We start from the raw sequence: 21,006 nt of genomic DNA, 5'->3' as shown, positions 1-21,006 counted from the left end.
CGTCTGCTCCGCAGACGTCAGGCCGGACGGGTCGCCTCGACCACCCGGACCGGCGAACGCAGGCCGCTGGCGCGCTGCACGCGTCGTTCGACCGCGGCAGCCAGGACCTCCGGGGTCCCGATGATCCGCACCCGATTCTTCGCACGTGTGACGGCGGTGTAGAGCAGTTCGCGGGTCAGCAACTCGGAACCCTCCGGCGGGAGAACGATGGTGACACCGTCGAACTGGCTGCCCTGGCTGCGGTGAATGGTCATCGCGTAGAGGGGCACCACGTCGGCCAGCCGGGTGGGATGCAATTCCCGAACCCGCTCACCGCGCCGAAAGACGACCCGCAGATCGGCATCGTCGGCGTCGGTGGGACCGGCGTGGATGACGACTCCGCTGTCGCCGTTGAACGTCTCGGTCTGTCGGTCGTTGGCCGTGACGAGCAGCGGCTGGCCGGCATAGCGCGTCGTCGACTCGAGCGAGACATGGTGGCGCCCCGGTTCTTCGGCCAGCCAGTCGACGATGCGCCGCGACCAGCCCTGCACGCCCGAGCTGCCCTCGCGGTGCGCGCACAACACCCGGTGGGCCTCCAGCGCGTCGAGGGCCGCATCGGCATCTGCGGCGAGAGCCGCGTCGCGGAGTGCGTGCCCCCATCCCACGAGTTCGGCTCGTGTCTCGTCGAGATCGTCCGGCGCCACCAGGGTCACCTCGGGCAGGTCGGGGTCGCCGACGAGTTCGCACACCGCTGCGGCGTCGCCGCGGTTGATGGCCTCGGCGACCCGAGCGATGCCGCCACCGAACCGGCGTAGTCGGGTCAGGGTCACCACACCCCGTTCGATCTGACTGCGATCGCGAACACCGAGAGCATCTGCGTCGATGATGCCCTCGGGTATCGGAAGCGCGTCGATGTCGGTGCGCTCCACCAGGTCTGCGAGGACCGCACCCGCCTCGACCGAGGCGAGCTGATGAGGGTCACCGACCAGGATCACGCGGGTGTCCGGACGTACCGCGTCGAGCAGTCGACTCATCGCGGTCATCGACAGCATCGACGTCTCGTCGACGACCACGACGTCGTAGGGCAGACGGTTTCCCCGCCCGTATCGCGGTTGTGAACCGGGCCGCCAACCCAACAGCGAGTGCACCGTGACCGCCCGCACCGACGACGGCGCAGCGGGATCCGCGGACACCGCGGCCTGCAGTTGGGCGGCCGCACGTCCGGTCGGTGCGCACAGACCGATCCGGGCGGTACCCCCGGACAGCCGGTCGAGCACCGCCAGAATCCTTGCCACCGTGTAGGTCTTGCCGGTGCCGGGCCCCCCGGCCACCACCACCGTCGCGCTCACCGCCGCCATCGACGCGGCCACCCGCTGCAGGTCGACGGTGTCCGTTCGCGCCGGACCGAAGACATCGTCGACCGCGTGACGCGCCGCGGCCACGTCGACGTCCGGACGCGAGGACGCCCGCGCGGTGAGGACCGACCGGATCAGTTGTTCCTGCCCGAAATACTTGCGCAGGTAGAGCAGGGGCCCGTCCGCCGATTCGGCGAGGACCAGCGGACGCAACGGTCCGTTGGGTCCACCCCGCACGAGCACGCAGTCGGTCAATGCCCCGGTCAGTTCGTCTGGCGTCGGGAGCGCCACCTCGTGGTCGGTGCCCTCGACGAGTTCGGGAACGCGTGCGATGGCCAGACATGTCGAACCCGCCCGGATCGCCCGTACCGCCAGTGCCGCCCCGATCTGGGCGGCGTCGCTCACCGGTGCCCCCGACAGTCGGACCAACCTCCGCGCCACATGCACATCGGCGGCGTCGAGAATCCCGGCCGCATCGAGAGTGGCGAGCGCATCGTCGGTGTCGGAGACCGATCGGGCGTCGAATCGAGGCCGAGCACGACCGGTGGCGGCATCCTCGTGTGCTGCGGCCATCACGACCCCTTCCCCAGCAGATCCGACAGATCCTCGACGAGCCCCGGCGGGATCGGCCATTCGAAGACACCGCACCCCGGTGGCGTGCTGGGGCCGACCATGCCGCGGACGAAGTGATACTGCACCGGACCGAGGTGCTCGGCCACCTGGTAGCCGGGTAGCCGCCAGCGCAGATACCGGTGCAACGCAACCGAATACAGTAACGCCTGGAGCGGGTAGTTGGCGCTCATCATCTCCCCCGCCATGGCCTCGGGACCGAAGTCCTCGGCACTCAGGTCACCGGCGCGCAGGCGGTTGGTTTTGTAGTCGACAACCACGAACCGCCCATCCGGGGTGCGCAGCACCGAATCGATACTGCCGGTGAGGAACCCGGTGAACCGTTGTGGCGGGAGCTCACGCAGGCGGGCCGAGAAATCGGCCAGCGGATCGTCGGCGGACAGGTGCCGGTCCATGAGATCGGCGACCGCCGCCATGGTCACCGCACGCTCCGACGCCGCCGCACCTGACCCGGAGGAGGCGAGCGGGAACTCGAACTCCATCTCCGCCAGACGATCTCGAGGGGGGATTCCCCACAGGTCACCGAATCCCAGGGGCGTGGTCAACACCGCGACCAGCGCAGCGGTCAACCGATCGACGTCGACGTCGATCATGCGTCGACCGATCGACTCCAGACACAGCTCGCGAACATGCTCGGTGATGTCCGGCGCATCGGTGTCGACGTACTCGAGCGTTTCGTGCACCAGCGTGCCGAAGGCGGCACCGAAGGGCATCCCGTTCATCAACGACGGTGTCCCCGGCAGCGTCTCGGACTCCTCCCCCACGGCCGGACCATCGGTAGCGTCGCCGTCCACCGGTTCGTCGGCGACCAGCCCCTCGGCGACCTCACTGCCGGTCGCCAGCACCGGCGTATGACCGTGCCCGGCGCCGGCGATGATCGCGGAATAGGATGTGCGGCGCCAACTCTGATCGATCACACGATCGAAACGGGCGACGTCGAGCGGACCGTATCCGCCGTCTGCGGCAGACGGAGCGACCTCGCCGCCCTGCGCGTCGCCCGCCGGCTCCACCCGAACGTGTCCGTCCGCGGTCTCGTGTCCCCACAGCACCTTCGCGATGGTGTCGTCGTCGGGCACGTCGAAGGTCTCCGGAACAACCGGGGAACCCGTGGTGCGGCCGAACAGCAGTCGATGCACTGCGGAGTTGCGGGTGTGATACGCAGGGGCCCACCACAACACCACCTGGGTCTGTGCTCGCGTCAGGGCGACGTACAACAGGCGCAGTTCCTCTCCTGCGGACTCGCTCTCGCAGACAGACCAGCGGGAGCGGTAGCCCGGAGCCTCCTTGCCGCCCACGTCGAGACACCGCCTGCCGTCGTCGTGATAGGTGAAGGTCGCGCGATTGGAGTTGCGGGTGCCATCCCATGCAAACGGCACATAGACGATCGGGAACTGCAGCCCCTTGCTGCGATGCACCGTCATGATCTGGACGGCCTGGGTGTCCCTGTCCAGCCGCCTGGTCTGGTCTTCGTGCCGATGCGAACGCGCGCCTCCGGCGATCCGGTCGGCCAGCCATTCTCCGAGTGAACTCATACCGCAGTCGGAAGTCATCACCTCCGCGTTGCACAGCGCGGACACCTGGATCAGGTCGGTCAAGGCACGCTCACCGTCCGGCGTGGCCAGCACTCGCTCGGCCACCGACAGTCGGCTCATCAGTCGCTGTGACATGGCGGCGAACCCGCCGTCGGCGAACACCCGGCCGAAACCCTGGAGCGCCGCCGCGAGCTCCGTGATGTCCGAACCGTCGTCGGTGCCGAGCCTTTCCGGGGTCCACCCGATCAGTGGGCTGAGCGCGGCCATGCGCACCAGATCGGTCCTGGCCGGTTGTTCGATGGCGCGCAGCACCGCCAGCCAGTGACGGGCCGCAGCGGTCTGGAACACGCTGGCCCCGGAACCGATGACCGCGGCGACACCGTGCTGTTGCAGGTGTCGCTGCAGCGGCTCGATGGTCTTGTTCAGTGTCACCAGGATCGCGATGTCACCGGGTTCGACGGGCCGCTGGCCCGCCTCGGTCTCGATGAGGGTTCCCGACCCGAGTAACCCGGCGATGTCCGCGGCGACGTCGGCGATGACGCGGTCGCGTACGGCACCGACCGTCGCGAAGCCACTGCGGCCGGTGACCGGGAAGGCCCGCCGCGGAAACGCGCGCAACCGCACCGGCGGCAATCCGTTCAGTCGGGAGCCGGGCCGTGCGGCGTCGACGTCGTGGACGACGATCTTCGGGTCGCCCAGTTCCGCACCGTCGAACAGTCGCCCGAGTGCCTTCACCAGGTCTCCGTCGGAGCGCCGGTTGATGCCGAGGACCCGCAGCGCGTCCGCGTGCGCAACGGCTTGTAGATAACTCAGCACCTCGGCCCCGCGGAAGCCGTAGATGGACTGTTTCGGGTCACCGACGAGGACAAGGGTGCGGTGCGTGTGAAAACACCGCCGTACGATCTCCCACTGCTGCGGATCGGTGTCCTGGAACTCGTCGACGAGTACGGCCTCGAACGCCGCCCTGATGCGTGCGCACGCATCCTCGCCGATCGCCGGATCGGTCACGATCCGGTACAGGATCATCTGCAGATCGTCGTAGGTCCGCAGGCGTGACAACCGTTTTCGTTCCTCGACGATCTCCCGCACCCGGCTCGCGAAACGAACCCGTCGCTGCGCCACCCGGGCGGCGACACCGTCTGGCCCGCTCGACGGCGCGAGCACCGCCGCCGGCTGGCGCACCGCATCGCGGGCGATCGCTGTCGCGTCGGCGGGTGTGATGTCCGGGTCGTCCACACCGGCGTACCCGCGCAGGTACAGATCGAGGGATGCCTCGTCGACGAGATCGTCGACGTCCTCGACGATCTCGTAGAACAGGTCACGCTCACCGAGGAATCCCAACGCCTCGAGCATGCGGTTGCAGAACGTGTGCGTCGTCGCGATCGTCGATGCGTCGAAGTCGGAGAGCGCACGCGTGAGCCGCTCGCGACGCCGCGACACCTCCTCGACGGTCCCGGTACCGAGATGCCGGACCAGCGGATCGTCGGTCGCGTGTGCCGACGCAGCGCCGAGTGCGGCCACCAGGTCCCGTACGCGTTCGCGCATCCGTTCGCGCAGTTCGGCGGTCGCGGCCCGACTGAAGGTGACGAGCAGCAACTTGTCGATGGGCACGCCGTCGGCGATGAAACGTGCGGCCAGACCGACGATCGCGTACGTCTTGCCGGTACCGGCGCTGGCCTCCAGGACGGTGGTGCCGTGCGGCAGGGGTGCGGTGATGTCGAAGGCGTCCGTGTCGGTCATGACAGGGTCTCGTGATCCATCAGCGGCTCCCACACCAGACGGGCGAGGCAGGCGAACACCGGGTCGTCGGGCTCGCCGGGGGTCGGCAGACCGTTCCAGGGGCCCTGCACCGCAAGGGTTTCGGCGAGCAGATCGTCGAAGGCCACGGCCGCGGTGACGTCTCCGCCGTACGCCAGACGCAGATAGCGGTCGCGCCCGGCGCCGAAGTCTCCGTCGAAAGCACGCCGCGCCGCGGGCATGGCGCGATCCACACGTCCCGCCCGGCGATGGTGGTCGGCGAACTCCGCAGCAGGATCCAGCGGCAACGGAAGTACCTGGCGCACACCGAGATCACGCAGGCCGACCAATTGGGTCAGCACGGCGAGCGGATCGTCGGGGACGGCGAACAGCGACCGCGCCACCCCGCCGCCGCGACCGGGACGCCGCGCGACCACGACACCACCGCGCACCGAGTCGCCGCCGGCGTGCCCGGCCGCGGCCAGGGCGAGCAGCCGCACCCACATGGTCAGCCGCTGCTTGGCCCGCAGCTTCGAGTAGGTGGCGGTCACCATCGTCGACCCGAAGACGTCGCCCACGGTGCCGTAGATCCGGCGCCCGTCGGGCAGTCCGACCACGACGTCGACGGTGGCGGCAGGCACTGTGCGCGCCGCCGACGCCGCATCGTGGAGCGCGAGCACATCGGTCGAGATCGCCTGCAGTTCCCTGGTCCCGAAGGCGAACGGCGGCAGGGTCCCCCGCCGCAACTCGGCGGCCTGGCAGGCAGCCAGGTCGGCGCCGGCGAGCATCCGGGTGAGGAATCGGTCGCCGACCGACCAGCGGTCCAGCGCGCCGAGCTCGACGTCGAGCTGATCGGGGTGCGGCTGCTCGTCGTCGGGCACCCGGGCCCCCAGTCGCTGGCGCACGAAGCCCTCGATGGGGTTGGTCAGGAACGTGATCAGTGCGGCCAGGTCGATGTCGTCGGCATCGGGTTCGCCGATCCGGGTATCCCGGATGAGTGGCACCGCAACGGGATCGGTCCGCATCGACCGGGCGCCCGCCAACAATGCACGGTCGTAGCTGAACGGACCGTCCACCCCCGGTACCGCTCCGGCGACGAAATTGCCGACGTCGAACCCGTGCAGGGTGTGGTGACGGATTCCGTCGGATTCGCCCCCGGTGAGCGCACGCAGTGAGTCGACGAGCTCGCTGACGACCACCGCCGGTGGGACCCGCTGCCCCGACACCGGGTCGGCCCCGGTGTAGAAGACCAGGAGATTGTCCTGGGCGGCGCAGACGGCGTCGAGGAACAGTTGCCGGTCCTCGTCGCGGGGATTGCGTTCTCCGAGCAGTGGCGCTCGGCCGAGTACGTCGTCGCCGTCATGGTGATGGGCGCGCGGGAACGCATCTGCGTCGACGCCGAGCATCACGATCACCCGATGCGGTACCGACCGCATCGGCACCATCGAGCAGACCGTCAGCTCACCGGTCCGGAAGTTCGCCCGGGTGGGGGTGGCGGCGACGAGAACCGCGATCAGATCGCGGATGTCACCGAGACGCAGGTCCACCGGCGCCGCGTCGCCGGTACCTCCCCGGTACCCCTCGAACACCCCGGTCAGCGATCGAAGCGCCTGCGCACGTTGCCATTCCGAGTCCGCATCGGTGGCGGTCAGGGACTCGACGACACCGGTGAGGATGTCCAGCCATCGCTCGGGCCGATGGGCGCCGGTGACCGCGTCCAGCGTCGTCGACAGGCGCGCGACGAACTCGGCGAACCGGCCGGCGAGGTCGATCTCGGTACTCTCGACACCCGACAGCGGCAATGCGGTGTCGAGCCATTCCCCGTCGGATTCCTCGGCGACCGCGCCGAGCAGAATGCGATCGAGTCCCGCGGTGAACGTGCCCTGACCGAACTGCGCCAACCCGTACCGCGAGCGTTGAGTCCCGTCGAGCGCCCACCGGATGTTGCTGCCACTCATCCATCCCCGGATCACGTCCAGGTCGTCGTCGGTGAGGTCGAACCGCTGGCGCACCGGCGGCCGGGCGAGCAGATCGAGCACGTCGCCGGCGGTCACACGCCCTGCGCCGAGCTCCACCACCGCCGCCACCACGTCGAGCACGCCGTTGGTGTGCCGCAGCCCCCGATCCGCCAACCGGACCCGCAGTTCGAACGCCGGATGGCCGAGCCCCGGCTGCCCGAAGGCGCCGCGGACCAGTGGAGCGAAACGTTCGATGTCGGGGCACATCACCAACACGTCGCGCGGCTGCAGCGTCGGATCGGCGGCGAACAGGTGTAGCAGACGATCACGCAGCACCTCCACCTGGCGTTCGGCTCCGTGGCACGCGTGGATCTCGACCGACGAATCCGGTTCGGCCACACCGGTCCGGAGCTGATCGTCGCGAATGCCTTCCTGCAACGCCTCGAGTACCGACCGCGATCGCGTCTCACGCACCGGGCCGTGGTGAGAACTGTGATCGGCCAGCGGCGCCAGTCGCAGCTGCAGTTCCTGTACGTCGCGGGACAGGCTGGCGAGCAACGGATGTCCCAGTCGCGGCGATACCGAGTCGGCGCGGCGCACGGCGCCGCGCGGATGGCCGGCGTCCTCGATCGCCGCCCACAGGGCCGGACTGGGGTGCGGGGTGAACACGTGGACGTCCCGCCCGCGCGCGAGCGCTGCCAGCACCTGCAACACCGTGTCCGGAATCCGGGTCGATCCGAAGACCGACAGGCGCTCGGGCAGGTCGGTCACCGTCGGATCGTCACGCAGTGCGGCACACAGGGTCCCGAGGGTCTCGGCCGGATGAGGTTCTCCGATCGCGTCACGGACCGCACGCCACAGCCGCGGCTGCCACGCCAGATCGCTCTCGATCGGGGCGCCGGTCCCGTCGTGATCGGTTCCGACCGCCCATGCCTCCAACATGGCCGGACGCATCCGGGCATAACCGTCGAAGAGGTCCGCGATCTGACGCGCGGTCGCAAACCGCCGTCCGCGTCGGTGCTCGGTCTGGTCGGCGTCGCCATCGGCACCGATGTGTCTGGCGAGAACCCGGAAGGCAGGGTCGTCGATCAGTTCGTCGAGCACCCCGAGCAGCGGCCAGGTCATCGCCGCCGGGCGCCACGGCCCACCAGGCCTCGATCGGACCGGTGCCGAGAGGATCCCCGCGGCGCGTGCCGCGTCGTCCAGGACACGGTCGGCGAGGGCGGCCGGCGACAGGAAATCGATGTTGGCGGCGACGCCGTCGTCGAGGCCCGGTGATGCGCCCAGACGTCCGGCGAGACGTTGCTGCAGCCAGCGTTCCACGCCCGGCGCGGGCACCGACACGATCTCCGGTGCCATCGGATCGGTGGTCGGCGCCGACAGCAACGCGGCGAGGGCGTCGGCGAGCGCATCGGTGCGCTCGGCCCGGTGCAGGTGGAACATGCTGTCGCCCTGACGCTTCCGTTGGTTCAGGTCAGCCCCCGGACCGGGAGTCCGGCGTCGGCGTCGAGGTGTGCGTCGAGGATCTCGCGCACCTCATCGGGTATCGGGCGCGACCGGCCGGTACGCGGATCGGTGGCCACCATGGTGGTCTCGGCCGTGGCACACACCGTGCCCGCGGGATCGATCAGGGTCAGCGCCATGGTGAACGACGATGTGCCGATGCGGTTGACGCAGGTGCGCACGACCACCGGTTCGAGGCTGTACTCCAGCACGGCGGTGAACACGATGTCCTGCCGGGCGACGACCATCGAGTAGTTCTCCGGGCGTACCGGCAACCAGTTCATGAAGGACCGAACACGGCTCTCCTCGAAGATCCGCGCGAACTGCACGTTGTTGATGTGGTTGTTGATGTCCATGTCTCCCCAGCGCAGCTGGACGGACAGTTCGAGATGTTGATCGGCCACGTTCGCAAACCCTAATCGCTCGATCCGACAGACGACCGGCCGGATCCGCCCCGGGTCGCACCGTCATGACCTCCTCGGCAGAACACGCGCGCGGGTACGCGCGACAAGCGGTTGGCAGACCGTAGACTCACCCGAGGCACACGAGCATGCGAGGGGGACATCGTGATCCTGGAGACCGCGCGACTACGACTGCGTCCGGTCGCGTCGTCGGACACCGACGCCCTCGTGCGCCTCGACAGCGATCCCGCGGTGATGCGCTTCGTCAGCGGCGGAGCGCCCACTCCACGGGAGGTCATCGAGGACTGGGTGGTGCCACGCGCGCAGGCGGAGTATCGCGCCCACCGCACCGGTATGTGGACCGCGACCGACCGGATCACCGGCGGGTTCCTGGGGTGGTTCGCCCTGCGCACCCCTCGGCACAGCAACTGCGCCGAACTCGAATTGAGTTATCGCCTCTGCCGCCACGTCTGGGGCCATGGCCTGGCGACCGAGGCGGCCGCGGCGCTGCTACGGATGTCGTTCCAGCAGATCTGCGCGGAGCGGGTGTTCGCCAGCACGATGGCGGTGAACATGCCGTCACGTCGGGTGATGGAGAAGATCGGCATGCGCCTGTCGGCGATCCGGATGTCGACCGACGACGTGGTCTTCGGTTCCGGAGGTGGTGAAGTCGAATACGAGCTGCTCCGCGCGCATTGGGAGACGATGACGATGTCCTGGTCACAGCCCGATCCGCGCCCCTGGACCGGCGGCCGACACGCCGTCGCCGATCTGACCGCCTGACCGCACACACCGCCGGCCGGAGGTCACGACGCGGCCAAAGTCCTCGTCGAGACCTGTCGGCGATGATTGACTACCGTTAGAGATGTGCGGTAGCAGCCGACCTCCCATCGACAGGAGATGTTCTTCAGATGAGCAGCCCCACTGCCTCCACGACCCGGCCCCATGTCGTCATCATCGGCTCCGGCTTCGGTGGTCTCTTCGCCGCTCAGCGGTTGGCGAAGGCCGACGTGGACGTCACGCTGATCGCCCGAACAACCCACCACCTGTTCCAGCCGATGCTTTATCAGGTGGCCACCGGCATCATCGCCGAAGGTGAGATCGCCCCGGCCACCCGTGTGGTGCTGCGCAAGCAGAAGAACGCCAAGACGCTGCTCGGTGATGTCTTCGAAGTGGATCTGGAGGCCAAGACGGTCACCTCGCGTCTGCTCGAGCGGGTCACGGTGACGCCGTTCGACAGTCTGATCATCGCCGCGGGCGCCGACCAGTCCTACTTCGGCAACGACCACTTCGCCGAGTACGCCCCCGGCATGAAGACCATCGACCATGCACTCGAACTGCGCGGACGTATCCTCGGCGCCTTCGAGCAGGCCGAACTGTCCGACGATCCCGAGGAACGCGCCAAGCTGCTGACGTTCGTCGTCGTCGGCGCCGGACCCACCGGCGTCGAGATGGCCGGGCAGATCGCGGAGATGAGCGACAAGACCCTCAAGGGCGCGTTCCGCAACATCGACCCGACCGAAGCGCGCGTGATCCTCCTCGACGCCGCACCGGCGGTGCTCCCGCCGTTCGGCGAGAAGCTCGGCCAGAAGGCGGCCGCCCGCCTGGAGAAGATGGGCGTCGAGGTCCAGCTGGGGGCCATGGTGGTCGATCTCGACTACGACGGCCTCGTGGTCAAGGACAAGGACGGCACCACACGCCGCATCGAGTCGCAGTGCAAGGTGTGGTCGGCCGGTGTGCAGGCCAGCCCGCTGGGCAAACAGCTCGCCGAGCAGTCCGGGGTGGAACTCGACCGGGCGGGTCGGGTCAAGGTGCTGCCCGACCTGTCGATCCCGGGCAACCCGTACGTCTTCGTCGTCGGCGACATGATGGCCGTCGACGGCGTCCCCGGCGTGGCGCAAGGCGCGATCCAGGGTGGCCGGTATGCGGCCGACGCGATCAAGGCCGGGCTCAACGGGCAGACCGCCGAGCAGCGCAAACCGTTCAGCTACTACGACAAGGGGTCGATGGCGACCGTGTCGCGGTTCAGCGCGGTGATGCAGGTGCCGATCCCGGGTACCAAGAAGAAGTTCGAGACCGAGGGCTACTTCGCCTGGCTCGGTTGGTTGGCCCTGCACCTGGTCTATCTGGTCGGCTTCCGCAACCGCCTGAACACCTTGGTGAACTGGTTCTTCGCGTTCAGTACCCGCGGACGCACCCAGCTCGCGGTCACCGAGCAGCAGGTGTACGCGCGCACCGCTCTCGGCGCGTTGAGCGAGATGGAGAACAAACCTGTGCCCGAGGTCGAGGCGGATACGTCGGGCGCCGACGATCCCGAGAAGAAGGCCGAGGCCAGCTGAGCGCTCTCGCCTCTCAGGGAGCGACGCTCACACTCGTCAGCTCGATCTCGTCGCAGAGCGCGCGGGCGGCGGCCGCCGTCGCCGCGAGCGCGGTGGTGAGGGTCGAACCGGCGACGCCGGCCGGTCGTGCGAGGTCGAGCCGGGTCGCGTAGGCGGTGGCCGAGACCTCGGCGGGTCGGGTGTCCGGGTAGCGGAACACGCTGCCGACCGCACCGTGTGTCCGCTCCGGTCCGCCGAGCGCGAGACGGTGACGCAGCAGCGGTGTGCCGCCGATGTCGATGTGCAGGGCACCGTCCCACTGCGCCCGCGTGAGATGTTCGGGCGTCTCCTCGGCGCGCCCGAGTTGTGCGTGTTCGGCGATGACGACGGTCGCGTCCGGGTGGGCGGTCACGTGGGTCGCCGTGTGATGGTGTGCGCCGCCCGCGACGATGGTCGGTTCGGGATCCACCCGCAACCGCGCACCGTCTCCGACGTCGATGTGCCAGTCCATGCGTGAGTCGAGGCGCTCGCGCGCGGGCAGCGCGATCGTCGCCGCGACGGTACGGATCGTCAATGCCGCACCGGCGGCCACGGACACGCGGACGCTGATGGTGTCACCTCCGAGCGGGGTCGCCGCGGTGCCGATCAGATGCACCGTGTCCGGTCCGGTCTGGCGAACCGCCAACCCCCCGATGGATCGAGTGCGCGGCGACCGTCCGGGCACCGCGACGATCTCGACCTCGGTGTGCACCGCAGATCAGTGCGCCACGGCGACGGCGGCGAGTTGCTCGCGAACCCACGCCAGCACGTCGCTCGCGGCGGGATCGTCGGTCAGGGAGATCATCGCGGTCGGCCTGCCCTCACGCACCCGTTCGGCATCGGTGCGCATGACCTCGAGGTCGGCGTGGACCTGCACCGCGAGGTCGGTCTTGTTGATCACCAACAGATCCGAATAGGTGACACCCGGGCCGCCCTTGCGGGGAACCTTGTCGCCGCCTGCCACGTCGATGACGAAGATCTGGACGTCGATGAGACCGGTGGAGAACGTGGCGGTGAGGTTGTCGCCGCCGGATTCGACGAGGATGAGGTCCAGGGGTGGGTTCGCCGCGACGAGGTCGTCGATCGCGTCCAGGTTGGCGGTGATGTCGTCGCGGATCGCGGTGTGCGGGCACCCGCCCGTCTGTACGGCGGTGATCCGCTCGTCGGGCAGCACGGCGTGGCGGCGCAGGAAGTCGGCGTCCTCGGTGGTGTAGATGTCGTTGGTCAGCACGGCGACCGACAGTTGGTCGCGCAGTTGGCGGCACAGCGCCGCCACCAACGCGGTCTTGCCGGAGCCGACCGGGCCGCCGACCCCGATGCGTAAGGCTTCGCCGGGTTCGCGATGCCGCCGCGGTCGTCGGTGATCGTGGCTGTGCGGCTGGCCGTCGATGAGATGTGGGGGCATGGGTTGTGCGGTCTCCTGTCGGATCGGGGTGGCGCGCTCACGCACGTCAGGACATGAACAATGGCATCGGTTGGCGCTCATGGCGTTCGGCGAAGACGTCGAGGATCGGATCGGACAGGTCGGCCGGTTCGACCGCGGCCTCGGCGGCGAGTCGCTCACAGTCGGCGCCGAGGTCGGCGATCATCAGCGCGACGTCGGCAGGATCGAGGGCGAGCAGCCGCTGTCCCGCGGTCGCCGATCCACTCATCGTGGTGTAGACGAGGATCAATGCGGTGTGGAATCCGGAGAGAGCGCTCGCCCGACCGATCGCACCGCTGATCACCGGGAGATGGGTGGTCGGGGTGTGCGGCGACCAGTCGTGGTCGGGCCACATCCGCCTGGCCAACCGGAGCATGCCCCTCCCCTGCGCCAGCGAGGCCTTGCGGGCCGCCGACGACGGTGTGCGTGCGTCCGTCTCCCGTTGTGCCGCAGCCTCGTCGAGATGTCCGTCGGCAACGGCGGCAGCGATCGATGCGGCGACGAGACCACTGCTGCGCACACGCCTGCGCAGGTAGTCGGCGAGATCGTCGACGTTGCGGACCGCACCGTCGGCGATCGCCTGTTCCACGCCGCCGGAGTGCACGTGACCGCCGACCGGCAACCGAGAATCCGCGAGAGTCAACATCATCGCCAGCGGCGAGTGCGCGTATCGACCCGGACCGGTGGGCGTGTTCTCGTACGACATGGTGAGCTCAGAACAGGAAGTAGCGTTGCGCCATGGGCAGTTCCGAGACGGGCTCGGAGTCCCAGACCTCGCCGTCGACGCGCACCGTGAAGGTGTCCGGCTCGACCTCGATCCGTGGGCAGGCGTCGTTGTTCGGCATGTCGGACTTGCCGACCGAGCGGGTGTTGCGGACTGGGACTAGTCTACGGTCGACGCCGATCCGTTCGGCCAGGTCGGGATCGGCGCCGGGCGCGACGAAGCTCACCGAGGTGGCCGCCGCCACCTTCGGCGCCGCACCGAACATCGGGCGGGGCAGGACCGGTTGCGGGGTGGGGATGCTCGCATTCGCATCGCCCATCGCCGCCCACGCGATCGCACCACCCTTGATCACGAGATCTGGTCGGACACCGAAGAACGCCGGATCCCACAGCACCAGATCGGCGAGCTTGCCGGTTTCCACCGACCCGACCTCCCCGTCGAAACCGTGGGCGATGGCCGGACAGATCGTGTACTTGGCGATGTAGCGGCGCGCCCGGATGTTGTCGGCCCGACCGTCACCCGCCAGGGAGCCACGCTTGCGCTTCATCACGTGCGCGGTCTGCCACGTTCGCAGCACCACCTCCCCGATCCGACCCATCGCCTGCGAATCCGAACCGATCATCGAGATCGCGCCGAGATCGTGCAGCAGGTCCTCGGCCGCGATGGTGGACGGCCGGATTCGACTCTCCGCGAACGCGAGATCCTCGGGCACCGTCGGGTTCAGGTGATGGCAGACCATCAGCATGTCCAGGTGCTCGTCGAGGGTGTTGACGGTGTGCGGCCGGGTCGGGTTGGTCGAACTCGGCAGCACGTTGGGATACGCGGCGACGGTGATGATGTCGGGCGCGTGCCCGCCACCGGCACCCTCGGTGTGGTAGGCGTGGATGCTGCGGCCCGCGATGGCACCGACGGTCTGCTCGACGAAGCCCGCCTCGTTGAGGGTGTCCGAGTGCAGCGCCACCTGCACGCCGGTCTCGTCGGCCACCCGCAGACACGCGTCGATGGCGGCCGGCGTGCTCCCCCAGTCCTCGTGCAGTTTGAAACCCGATGCGCCGGCGCGGATCTGCTCGTGCATGGCCGCAGCGCTGACCGTGTTGCCCTTGCCCAGCAGCGCGATGTTCATCGGCCAACCGTCGGTGGCGGCGAGGATCGACCGCAGATGCCAGGACCCCGGGGTCACGGTGGTGGCCTTGCTGCCCTCGGCCGGACCGGTGCCTCCGCCGATCAGTGTCGTGATGCCGTTGCCGAGGGCTTCGTCCATGAGTTGCGGACAGATGAAGTGCACGTGGCAGTCGATACCACCGGCGGTGAGGATCTTCCCGTTGCCCGCGATGATCTCCGTGGAGGGACCGATCACCAGATCCGGGTGCACCCCGTCCATCGTGTCGGGGTTCCCGGCCTTGCCCATAGCGGTGATCCGCCCGTCGCGAATACCGATGTCGGCCTTGATGATCCCCCAGTGATCCAGGATCACGACCCCGGTGATCACGGTGTCCGGCGCACCGTCGGCGCGGGTGGCACGGCTCAGCCCCATCGACTCCCGGATCACCTTGCCACCACCGAACACGGCCTCGTCGCCTGCGAGTCCCGGCCCGCCGCACCGGTCTTCGGTGACCTCGATGAGCAGATCGGTGTCGGCCAACCGAATCCGGTCTCCCACGGTGGGGCCGAAGAGTTGCGCGTAGCGGTCGCGTCCCAGACTCGCCATCAGTCGATCCGTCCCGGCGCATCCAGTGAGATGCCGTACACCTCACGGGTGCCGCCGAGTTCGACCAGCGACACGGTCATCTCGATACCGGGTTCGAAACGCACCGCGGTGCCTGCCGGGATGTCGAGACGGCGACCTCGCGCGGCGGCGCGGTCGAAGTGCAGCGCCGCGTTGGATTGCGGGAAATGGACGTGGCTACCCACCTGGACCGGACGATCACCGGTGTTGACCACCGTCAGTGACATGGTGGCGGCGCCTTCGTTCAGCTCGATCGTGCCCTCGGCGGGGATCACCTCGCCGGGCACCACCGACGACCCTGTTCGCGACATCGGACCTCTCAGCAGTTTCAATCGATGGGGTTGTGCACGGTGACCAGCTTGGTCCCGTCCGGAAAGGTCGCCTCGACCTGGACGTCGTGCAACATCTCGGGTACCCCGTCCATCACGTCGGTGCGCTGCAACACCTCGCGACCGGACGTCATGAGTTCGGCAACGGAGCGCCCGTCACGGGCCCCTTCGAGCACGTGGTCGGTGATGATCGCCACGGCCTCGGGATGGTTCAGACGCAACCCCCGTCCCTGCCGACGACGGGCCAGTTCGGCGGCATAGGAGATGAGCAAACGCTCCTGCTCATGCGGCGACAGACGCACCTGGTCCTCTCCTCGTCGACGGGGATTGTGCCTGGGCCCCAACACAGGTCGGGAGCGCTCCGGGCACCGCGTAGATGACATCCTGCCACGACCGTGCGCAGGCGGCGCGGTGAACGGTCGCCGCCTATCGCGTGAACGTCAGCCGGGAAGGCCGCCTCCACCCGCGCGGAGGTCGGCCAGACGTGCAGGCGTGCAGGCCGGCGCGATGGCGACCACGTCGTCGTCGGTGAAGGCCGCGGCGGCCGCACCGCGCAGGATCACCGCCGACAACGCCATGGCCGTCGCCGGTTCGTCGACCACGTCGGCCGAACGCCTGTCGAAGTACGCCTGCAGGCGCTGCGCCGCGGTGGGCATCGCCGCGCGGAAGAAGCCGATGACCGCGAGCCAGCGCGTCACGAGATGTCCCGGGTGCATGTCCCAGCCCTGATACAGCCCGTGTTCGAGGGACCGCACGACCAGCCCGTGGTGGCGGCGCAGTGCCGAGGCGATCTGCTCGGCCGAGCCGGTCGGGACGACCTGCGTCGACCCGTCACTGATCCACACCCCGGTCTGCGCCGCGGCGGCGGCCATCACCGCCTTGGCATGATCGGCGACCGGGTGCGTCAACGACTGCTGCGCCGGCACGATACCCGACGCGGCACTGTAATCGTATGTGCCGTAATGCAATCCGGTCAGCCTAGGGCGGCCACGATGGATTGCCTGTGCCACGGTCGCGCGCCCGTCGGACCCGAGTACCGCCTGCGGTATCTCGACCTGCAACTCGTAGTGCAACTGGCCCTCCGCGAGCCCGTGGACGCGTTCGAACTCGGCACACAGGACGTTCACCGCGTCCACCTGCCGGACGTCACGCAATTTCGGCACGGTGAACACGAAGCCCTCGGGCACCCCGCCCGCTGCGTCGAGGACCAGTTCCAGGGTGCGCAGACCTCGGGCCCGTTCCTGCTCGCCGAGCCCCTTGGCCCGCACCCCGGCACTGCGCGGTGCGTGTGGGCGCTGCCGCGTCCAGGCCGCCAGTATTTCGCCCGCACGGCGGGCATGGGCATCCTCGACATCGTCGGCGCGCCACCCGTAGCCGTCCTCGAGGTCGATGCGGAGATCCTCGATCGGGTTGTCCCGCAACCGTTCACGCATCAGGTCCACGACGACGTCGGCGCCGCCGGTGAGTTCACCCAGTACGTCGCCGGCCGCGTCGGCGATGCCGACGGCTCGCTCACCCCAAGAGGTGGGCGTCTGTTCGTCGACGTCTGCCGCGCCGACGTAGACGGTGTGGGCCGGTTGCATCTGCGCCCGGTCTCCCGGATAGCCGAGAGCGAGGTCGTCGTCGACCGGCTGCAGGATGTCCTCGATTCGCGCCCGCACCGACGGGGACAGCGGCGATCGGGTCACGCGTCACCGCGCGTCGGCAACTCCACCCCGTCCGGGAGCTCGATGTTCTGCAGCCGCACCTGGGAGGTCGCCACCAGACGCTCCCGGTCGTCGGTCATGGTCACCTTCCAGAGCTGCTGGCGGCGGCCGCGATGGATCGGCTCGGAGATGACGGTGACCCGACCGGTGCTGACCGAGCGGATGAAGTCGGTGTTGTTGTTGACACCGACCGCGGTGCCGCCGATGTCGCCGCTCTGCAACCACGTGAACGCGCTGCAACTGGCCACGCTCTCGGCGACCGCGCAGTAGACACCGCCGTGGACGATGCCGAAGGGCTGATGATGCTGCGGGGTCAGATCGAGATGCGCGACCACCCGATCGGCACCGACCTCGTCGAGCACCAGCCCCAGCGCGGCACTGTCGAAGCCCCGGCCGAAGGTGTTCTTGATCAATTGTTCGCTGTCCACGCTCATACCCACGAGATTGTCACGAGGTCGCAGACCGGGCCAGACGAAGGGTGCCGGACAGGGCACCCCGGGGAACCGATAGGCCCCACACTGCGTTTGCAGCGTGGGGCCTATCGCGGCGTGGACCGGGGGTCTCTGCAGCCCTCAGGACTCTCTCGCGGTCCGACGTAAGAACAACATAGGATAGCCTTACCAATGTTGTCAAGGGGGTCGCGTTCACCGCGCGTCACCAGGCACGAAAGGGCAAGATCGGTCGGCATGAACGAGCAGGAGAAGCGGAAGTAGAATGCGAAGAATGAACGGACTGGGCGACCTCGAGCGCGCCGTCATGGACACCCTGTGGGCGAGCTCGGAACCGCAGACGGTGCGACAGGTCCACGAGACCCTGTCGCAGGATCGGTCCTTGGCGTACACCACCGTCATGACGGTGCTCCAGCGACTGGCCAAGAAGAACCTGGTCACACAGATCCGAGACGACCGGGCCCACAAGTACGTACCCACGCACCCGCGTGAAGATCTCGTCGCCAGCCTGATGGTCGACGCGCTCAGCGAGGCGGATGCCCCCGGCTCCCGCCACGCCGCGCTCGTGTCGTTCGTCGGGCGGGTCGGCGCCGAGGAAGCCGCAGCGCTGCGACACGCTCTCGATGAGCTCGAAGCCGCCCGCGGTACGGGTGAGACCCGATAGATTCGGCTCACAGCCAGCAGCGACCCACAGCCCACCGCGAGGACTACGATGACCGCGCTTCTCTTCGGCATCCTGACCCTGGTGCTGGTCGGCCCTGCCGCAGAGGCATTGTCTCGTGCGTCATGGCCGGTCAAAGCACCTCGGGCAGCGATGACGCTCTGGCAGGCGATCGCGCTCGCCGGCGTGCTGTCGGCGTTCAGTTGCGGGCTGGCGATCGCCGCCAACCTGCTCGCCCCCGGCCCCGACGGAACGCCGACCACCAATCCGCTCCACGAGATCGAGCGACTCGGTCTGCCCCTGTGGCTGACACTCGTCGGCGTCTTCATGCTCACGCTGATGGTCGGCGGGCGACTGATGTACACGGTGATCCGCGTCGGAGTGCGGACCCGTGCCCGACGACACGCCCACCGGCAACTCATCGACATCCTGGACCGCTGCGATCGCAGCGACAGCTCTCACCCGTTGTTCGCCCGCGACGTCCGCATGATCGACGTCTCGCAACCGCTCGCCTACTGCCTGCCGGGGCTCCGACAGCGCGTGGTGATCAGCGAGGGCGTCGTCTCCCGCCTGTCCCGTGAGGAACTGACCGCGGTGCTGGCGCACGAACGTGCACATCTACGCGCCCGGCACGATCTGGTCCTCGAGGCGTTCATCGCCTTCCACGAGGCATTCCCACGTTTTGTCCGAAGCCGTTCGGCGTTGGGCGCCGTGGAGTTGCTCGTCGAGGCGCTCGCCGACGATCAGGCGGTCCGGGCCACCGCGCCGACCACGCTGGGCCGCGCGCTCGTCGCCTGCGCCGACGCGGTCGCACCCCGGGGCGCCATGGCCGTCGGCGGCCCCACCACGCTGGCCCGCATCCACCGACTGCGCCACGAACGCCCGACCCGACTGCTCGCGGTCGGTGCGTATTGCGCGGCCGCCGCGATCCTGGTGGTTCCTACCCTGGCCGTCGCCATCCCGTGGCTGACCGAGCTGTCCCGATTGATCTCGACGGCGTGAGGCAGGCCACCCTCCCGGTCGTCGTGCCACCGGACAGGCAATAGGCTTAGCGCCATGACTACAGAAGCCGCGCCGTCCGGTTCCGACTCCACCAAAGCCCAGATCGGTGTCACCGGTCTCGCCGTCATGGGTTCGAACATCGCCCGCAACTTCGCCCGCCATGGTTACACCGTGGCCCTGCACAACCGCAGCATCGCCAAGACCGACGCCCTCATCGAGGAGCACGGCTCCGAGGGGTCCTTCGTCCGCACCGAGTCCGTCGCCGAATTCGTTGCCGCCCTGGAACGTCCGCGACGAGTGCTGATCATGGTGAAGGCCGGCGCGGCGACCGACGCCGTCATCGACGAGCTCGCCGACGCCATGGAGACCGGCGACATCATCATCGACGGCGGCAACGCCCTCTACACCGACACCATCCGCCGCGAACGCGCCCTGGCCGAGCGCGGGCTGCTGTTCGTCGGCGCAGGCATCTCCGGTGGTGAGGAGGGCGCACTCAACGGCCCGTCGATCATGCCCGGAGGGCCCGCCGAGTCGTACAAGTCGCTCGGCCCGCTGCTCGAATCCGTCGCCGCGCAGGTCGACGGCGAACCGTGCTGCACCCACATCGGTCCCGACGGCAGCGGACACTTCGTGAAGATGGTCCACAACGGGATCGAGTACGCCGACATGCAGCTCATCGGCGAGGCCTACGACCTGATGCGCAAGGTCCTCGACCTCCCGGTCACCGAGATCGCCGACGTCTTCCGCGACTGGAACACGACCGAGCTGGAGAGCTACCTCGTGGAGATCACGGCCGAGGTCCTCAGCCAGGTCGACGCCGAGACCGGCAAGCCACTGGTCGACGTGATCGTCGATGCCGCGGGACAGAAGGGCACGGGTCGCTGGACCGTCAAGTCGGCGCTCGATCTGGGCATCCCGACCACGGGTATCGCCGAGGCCGTGTTCGCCCGCGCACTGTCGAGTTCCACCGACCAGCGCAAGGCCGCACAGGGACTCGCATCGGGCACGCTGGGCGCGGCACCGACCGATCGCGATGCGTTCGTCGCCGACATCAAGACCGCCCTGTACGCCTCCAAGGTCGTCGCCTACGCGCAGGGCTTCGACCAGATCGCCGCCGGCAGTGCCGAATACGGCTGGGACGTGGACCGGGGTGCACTCGCCACCATCTGGCGTGGCGGCTGCATCATCCGTGCACAGTTCCTCAACCGAATCCGCGAGGCGTACCAGGAGAACCCGCAGTTGCCGAGTCTGCTGCTGGCCCCGTACTTCCGCGACGCAGTGGAAGCCGGCATCGACAGCTGGCGCCGCGTGGTGGCCACCGCCACCACCATGGGCGTCCCGGTGCCCGCGTTCGCGTCGTCGCTGTCCTACTACGACGGACTGCGCGCCGACCGGCTGCCCGCCGCCCTCACCCAGGGGCTGCGCGACTACTTCGGCGCACACACCTATCAGCGAGTCGACAAGCCGGGCACGTTCCACACCTTGTGGAGTGGCGACCGGACCGAGGTCACCGAGTAAAGGGGTTCAGCACCAG

General features: G+C 68.7%; 17 protein-coding genes. 5 read left to right on the top strand and 12 right to left on the bottom strand.

Annotated features, from left to right (window positions below):
- Positions 1 to 17: 17 nt before the first annotated feature.
- Genes recD through AAFP35_RS11015 form a run of 4 tightly spaced genes read right to left on the bottom strand, consistent with a single transcriptional unit; the run spans position 18 to position 9,098 of the window.
- On the bottom strand, positions 18 to 1,907 hold the full coding sequence (recD, locus tag AAFP35_RS11030) for an exodeoxyribonuclease V subunit alpha (RefSeq protein ID WP_419221632.1): 1,890 nt from the start codon (positions 1,905 to 1,907) through the stop codon (positions 18 to 20).
- The gene (locus AAFP35_RS11025) at positions 1,907 to 5,236 is read right to left on the bottom strand and encodes a UvrD-helicase domain-containing protein (RefSeq protein ID WP_419221631.1); all 3,330 of its coding nucleotides are present in this window, start codon (positions 5,234 to 5,236) and stop codon (positions 1,907 to 1,909) included. The genes recD and AAFP35_RS11025 overlap by 1 nt, the downstream gene beginning before the upstream one ends.
- Entirely contained in the window at positions 5,233 to 8,634 is a 3,402-nt protein-coding gene (gene recC, locus AAFP35_RS11020) for an exodeoxyribonuclease V subunit gamma (RefSeq protein WP_419221630.1), read from the bottom strand. The genes AAFP35_RS11025 and recC overlap by 4 nt, the downstream gene beginning before the upstream one ends.
- A 26-nt stretch (positions 8,635 to 8,660) precedes the next feature.
- The gene (locus AAFP35_RS11015) at positions 8,661 to 9,098 is read right to left on the bottom strand and encodes an acyl-CoA thioesterase (RefSeq protein ID WP_419221629.1); all 438 of its coding nucleotides are present in this window, start codon (positions 9,096 to 9,098) and stop codon (positions 8,661 to 8,663) included.
- 162 nt (positions 9,099 to 9,260) lie between these two features.
- On the opposite strand from AAFP35_RS11015, the gene AAFP35_RS11010 reads away from it, so the two are divergent.
- Both AAFP35_RS11010 and AAFP35_RS11005 read left to right on the top strand, forming a co-directional pair.
- Positions 9,261 to 9,878: a GNAT family N-acetyltransferase gene (locus tag AAFP35_RS11010; protein WP_419221628.1), complete on the top strand. Its 618-nt coding sequence runs from the start codon at positions 9,261 to 9,263 to the stop codon at positions 9,876 to 9,878.
- A 128-nt stretch (positions 9,879 to 10,006) separates the two neighbouring features.
- On the top strand, positions 10,007 to 11,434 hold the full coding sequence (locus AAFP35_RS11005) for an NAD(P)/FAD-dependent oxidoreductase (protein ID WP_419221627.1): 1,428 nt from the start codon (positions 10,007 to 10,009) through the stop codon (positions 11,432 to 11,434).
- A gap of 13 nt (positions 11,435 to 11,447) precedes the next feature.
- Here AAFP35_RS11005 and AAFP35_RS11000 read toward each other — a convergent pair whose 3' ends face one another.
- From AAFP35_RS11000 to AAFP35_RS10965, 8 genes are all read right to left on the bottom strand, one after another.
- Entirely contained in the window at positions 11,448 to 12,164 is a 717-nt protein-coding gene (locus AAFP35_RS11000; RefSeq protein ID WP_419221626.1) for an urease accessory protein UreD, read from the bottom strand.
- 6 nt (positions 12,165 to 12,170) lie between these two features.
- A complete protein-coding gene (gene ureG, locus AAFP35_RS10995) occupies positions 12,171 to 12,857 on the bottom strand; it encodes an urease accessory protein UreG (protein WP_419221930.1) in 687 nt (228 codons plus the stop codon).
- A gap of 46 nt (positions 12,858 to 12,903) precedes the next feature.
- Complete coding sequence (locus AAFP35_RS10990) at positions 12,904 to 13,581, bottom strand: urease accessory protein UreF (protein ID WP_419221625.1); 678 nt, start codon at positions 13,579 to 13,581, stop codon at positions 12,904 to 12,906.
- Positions 13,582 to 13,588: 7 nt separating this feature from the next.
- Positions 13,589 to 15,307, bottom strand: coding sequence for an urease subunit alpha (locus tag AAFP35_RS10985; protein ID WP_419221624.1), 1,719 nt, complete (start codon positions 15,305 to 15,307; stop codon positions 13,589 to 13,591).
- Positions 15,307 to 15,636 carry an urease subunit beta gene (locus AAFP35_RS10980; protein WP_419221623.1) on the bottom strand — a complete coding sequence of 110 codons (330 nt, stop codon included), beginning with the start codon at positions 15,634 to 15,636 and terminating at the stop codon, positions 15,307 to 15,309. The genes AAFP35_RS10985 and AAFP35_RS10980 overlap by 1 nt, the downstream gene beginning before the upstream one ends.
- Before the next feature lie 17 nt (positions 15,637 to 15,653).
- Positions 15,654 to 15,956, bottom strand: coding sequence for an urease subunit gamma (locus AAFP35_RS10975; RefSeq protein WP_419221622.1), 303 nt, complete (start codon positions 15,954 to 15,956; stop codon positions 15,654 to 15,656).
- 138 nt (positions 15,957 to 16,094) lie between these two features.
- The gene (locus AAFP35_RS10970; protein ID WP_419221621.1) at positions 16,095 to 17,342 is read right to left on the bottom strand and encodes a DUF6986 family protein; all 1,248 of its coding nucleotides are present in this window, start codon (positions 17,340 to 17,342) and stop codon (positions 16,095 to 16,097) included.
- Positions 17,339 to 17,794, bottom strand: coding sequence for a PaaI family thioesterase (locus AAFP35_RS10965; RefSeq protein ID WP_419221620.1), 456 nt, complete (start codon positions 17,792 to 17,794; stop codon positions 17,339 to 17,341). The genes AAFP35_RS10970 and AAFP35_RS10965 overlap by 4 nt, the downstream gene beginning before the upstream one ends.
- A gap of 280 nt (positions 17,795 to 18,074) precedes the next feature.
- On the opposite strand from AAFP35_RS10965, the gene AAFP35_RS10960 reads away from it, so the two are divergent.
- From AAFP35_RS10960 to gndA, 3 genes are read left to right on the top strand one after another with little or no spacing between them, the layout of a single operon-like run.
- On the top strand, positions 18,075 to 18,473 hold the full coding sequence (locus AAFP35_RS10960) for a BlaI/MecI/CopY family transcriptional regulator (protein ID WP_419221619.1): 399 nt from the start codon (positions 18,075 to 18,077) through the stop codon (positions 18,471 to 18,473).
- Between the two features lie 48 nt (positions 18,474 to 18,521).
- On the top strand, positions 18,522 to 19,472 hold the full coding sequence (locus AAFP35_RS10955; protein WP_419221618.1) for a M56 family metallopeptidase: 951 nt from the start codon (positions 18,522 to 18,524) through the stop codon (positions 19,470 to 19,472).
- A 54-nt stretch (positions 19,473 to 19,526) separates the two neighbouring features.
- Positions 19,527 to 20,990: an NADP-dependent phosphogluconate dehydrogenase gene (gndA, locus tag AAFP35_RS10950; RefSeq protein ID WP_419221617.1), complete on the top strand. Its 1,464-nt coding sequence runs from the start codon at positions 19,527 to 19,529 to the stop codon at positions 20,988 to 20,990.
- Positions 20,991 to 21,006: the final 16 nt, after the last annotated feature.

The organism is Gordonia sp. CPCC 206044 (assembly GCF_048537895.1).
Lineage (GTDB): Bacteria > Actinomycetota > Actinomycetes > Mycobacteriales > Mycobacteriaceae > Gordonia.
Note: the sequence above shows the minus strand (reverse complement) of the source record. Positions and strands in the feature narration are given on the sequence as shown.

What these genes read in the sequence shown, in the direction of transcription:
- recD (WP_419221632.1), bottom strand. Translation starts at nt 1,907, where the DNA reads ATGGCCGCAGCACACGAGGATGCCGCCACCGGTCGTGCTCGGCCTCGA.
- AAFP35_RS11025 (WP_419221631.1), bottom strand. Translation starts at nt 5,236, where the DNA reads ATGACCGACACGGACGCCTTCGACATCACCGCACCCCTGCCGCACGGC.
- recC (WP_419221630.1), bottom strand. Translation starts at nt 8,634, where the DNA reads ATGTTCCACCTGCACCGGGCCGAGCGCACCGATGCGCTCGCCGACGCC.
- AAFP35_RS11005 (WP_419221627.1), top strand. Translation starts at nt 10,007, where the DNA reads ATGAGCAGCCCCACTGCCTCCACGACCCGGCCCCATGTCGTCATCATC.
- ureG (WP_419221930.1), bottom strand. Translation starts at nt 12,857, where the DNA reads ATGCCCCCACATCTCATCGACGGCCAGCCGCACAGCCACGATCACCGA.
- AAFP35_RS10990 (WP_419221625.1), bottom strand. Translation starts at nt 13,581, where the DNA reads ATGTCGTACGAGAACACGCCCACCGGTCCGGGTCGATACGCGCACTCG.
- AAFP35_RS10985 (WP_419221624.1), bottom strand. Translation starts at nt 15,307, where the DNA reads ATGGCGAGTCTGGGACGCGACCGCTACGCGCAACTCTTCGGCCCCACC.
- AAFP35_RS10980 (WP_419221623.1), bottom strand. Translation starts at nt 15,636, where the DNA reads ATGTCGCGAACAGGGTCGTCGGTGGTGCCCGGCGAGGTGATCCCCGCC.
- AAFP35_RS10965 (WP_419221620.1), bottom strand. Translation starts at nt 17,794, where the DNA reads ATGAGCGTGGACAGCGAACAATTGATCAAGAACACCTTCGGCCGGGGC.
- AAFP35_RS10960 (WP_419221619.1), top strand. Translation starts at nt 18,075, where the DNA reads ATGCGAAGAATGAACGGACTGGGCGACCTCGAGCGCGCCGTCATGGAC.
- AAFP35_RS10955 (WP_419221618.1), top strand. Translation starts at nt 18,522, where the DNA reads ATGACCGCGCTTCTCTTCGGCATCCTGACCCTGGTGCTGGTCGGCCCT.
- gndA (WP_419221617.1), top strand. Translation starts at nt 19,527, where the DNA reads ATGACTACAGAAGCCGCGCCGTCCGGTTCCGACTCCACCAAAGCCCAG.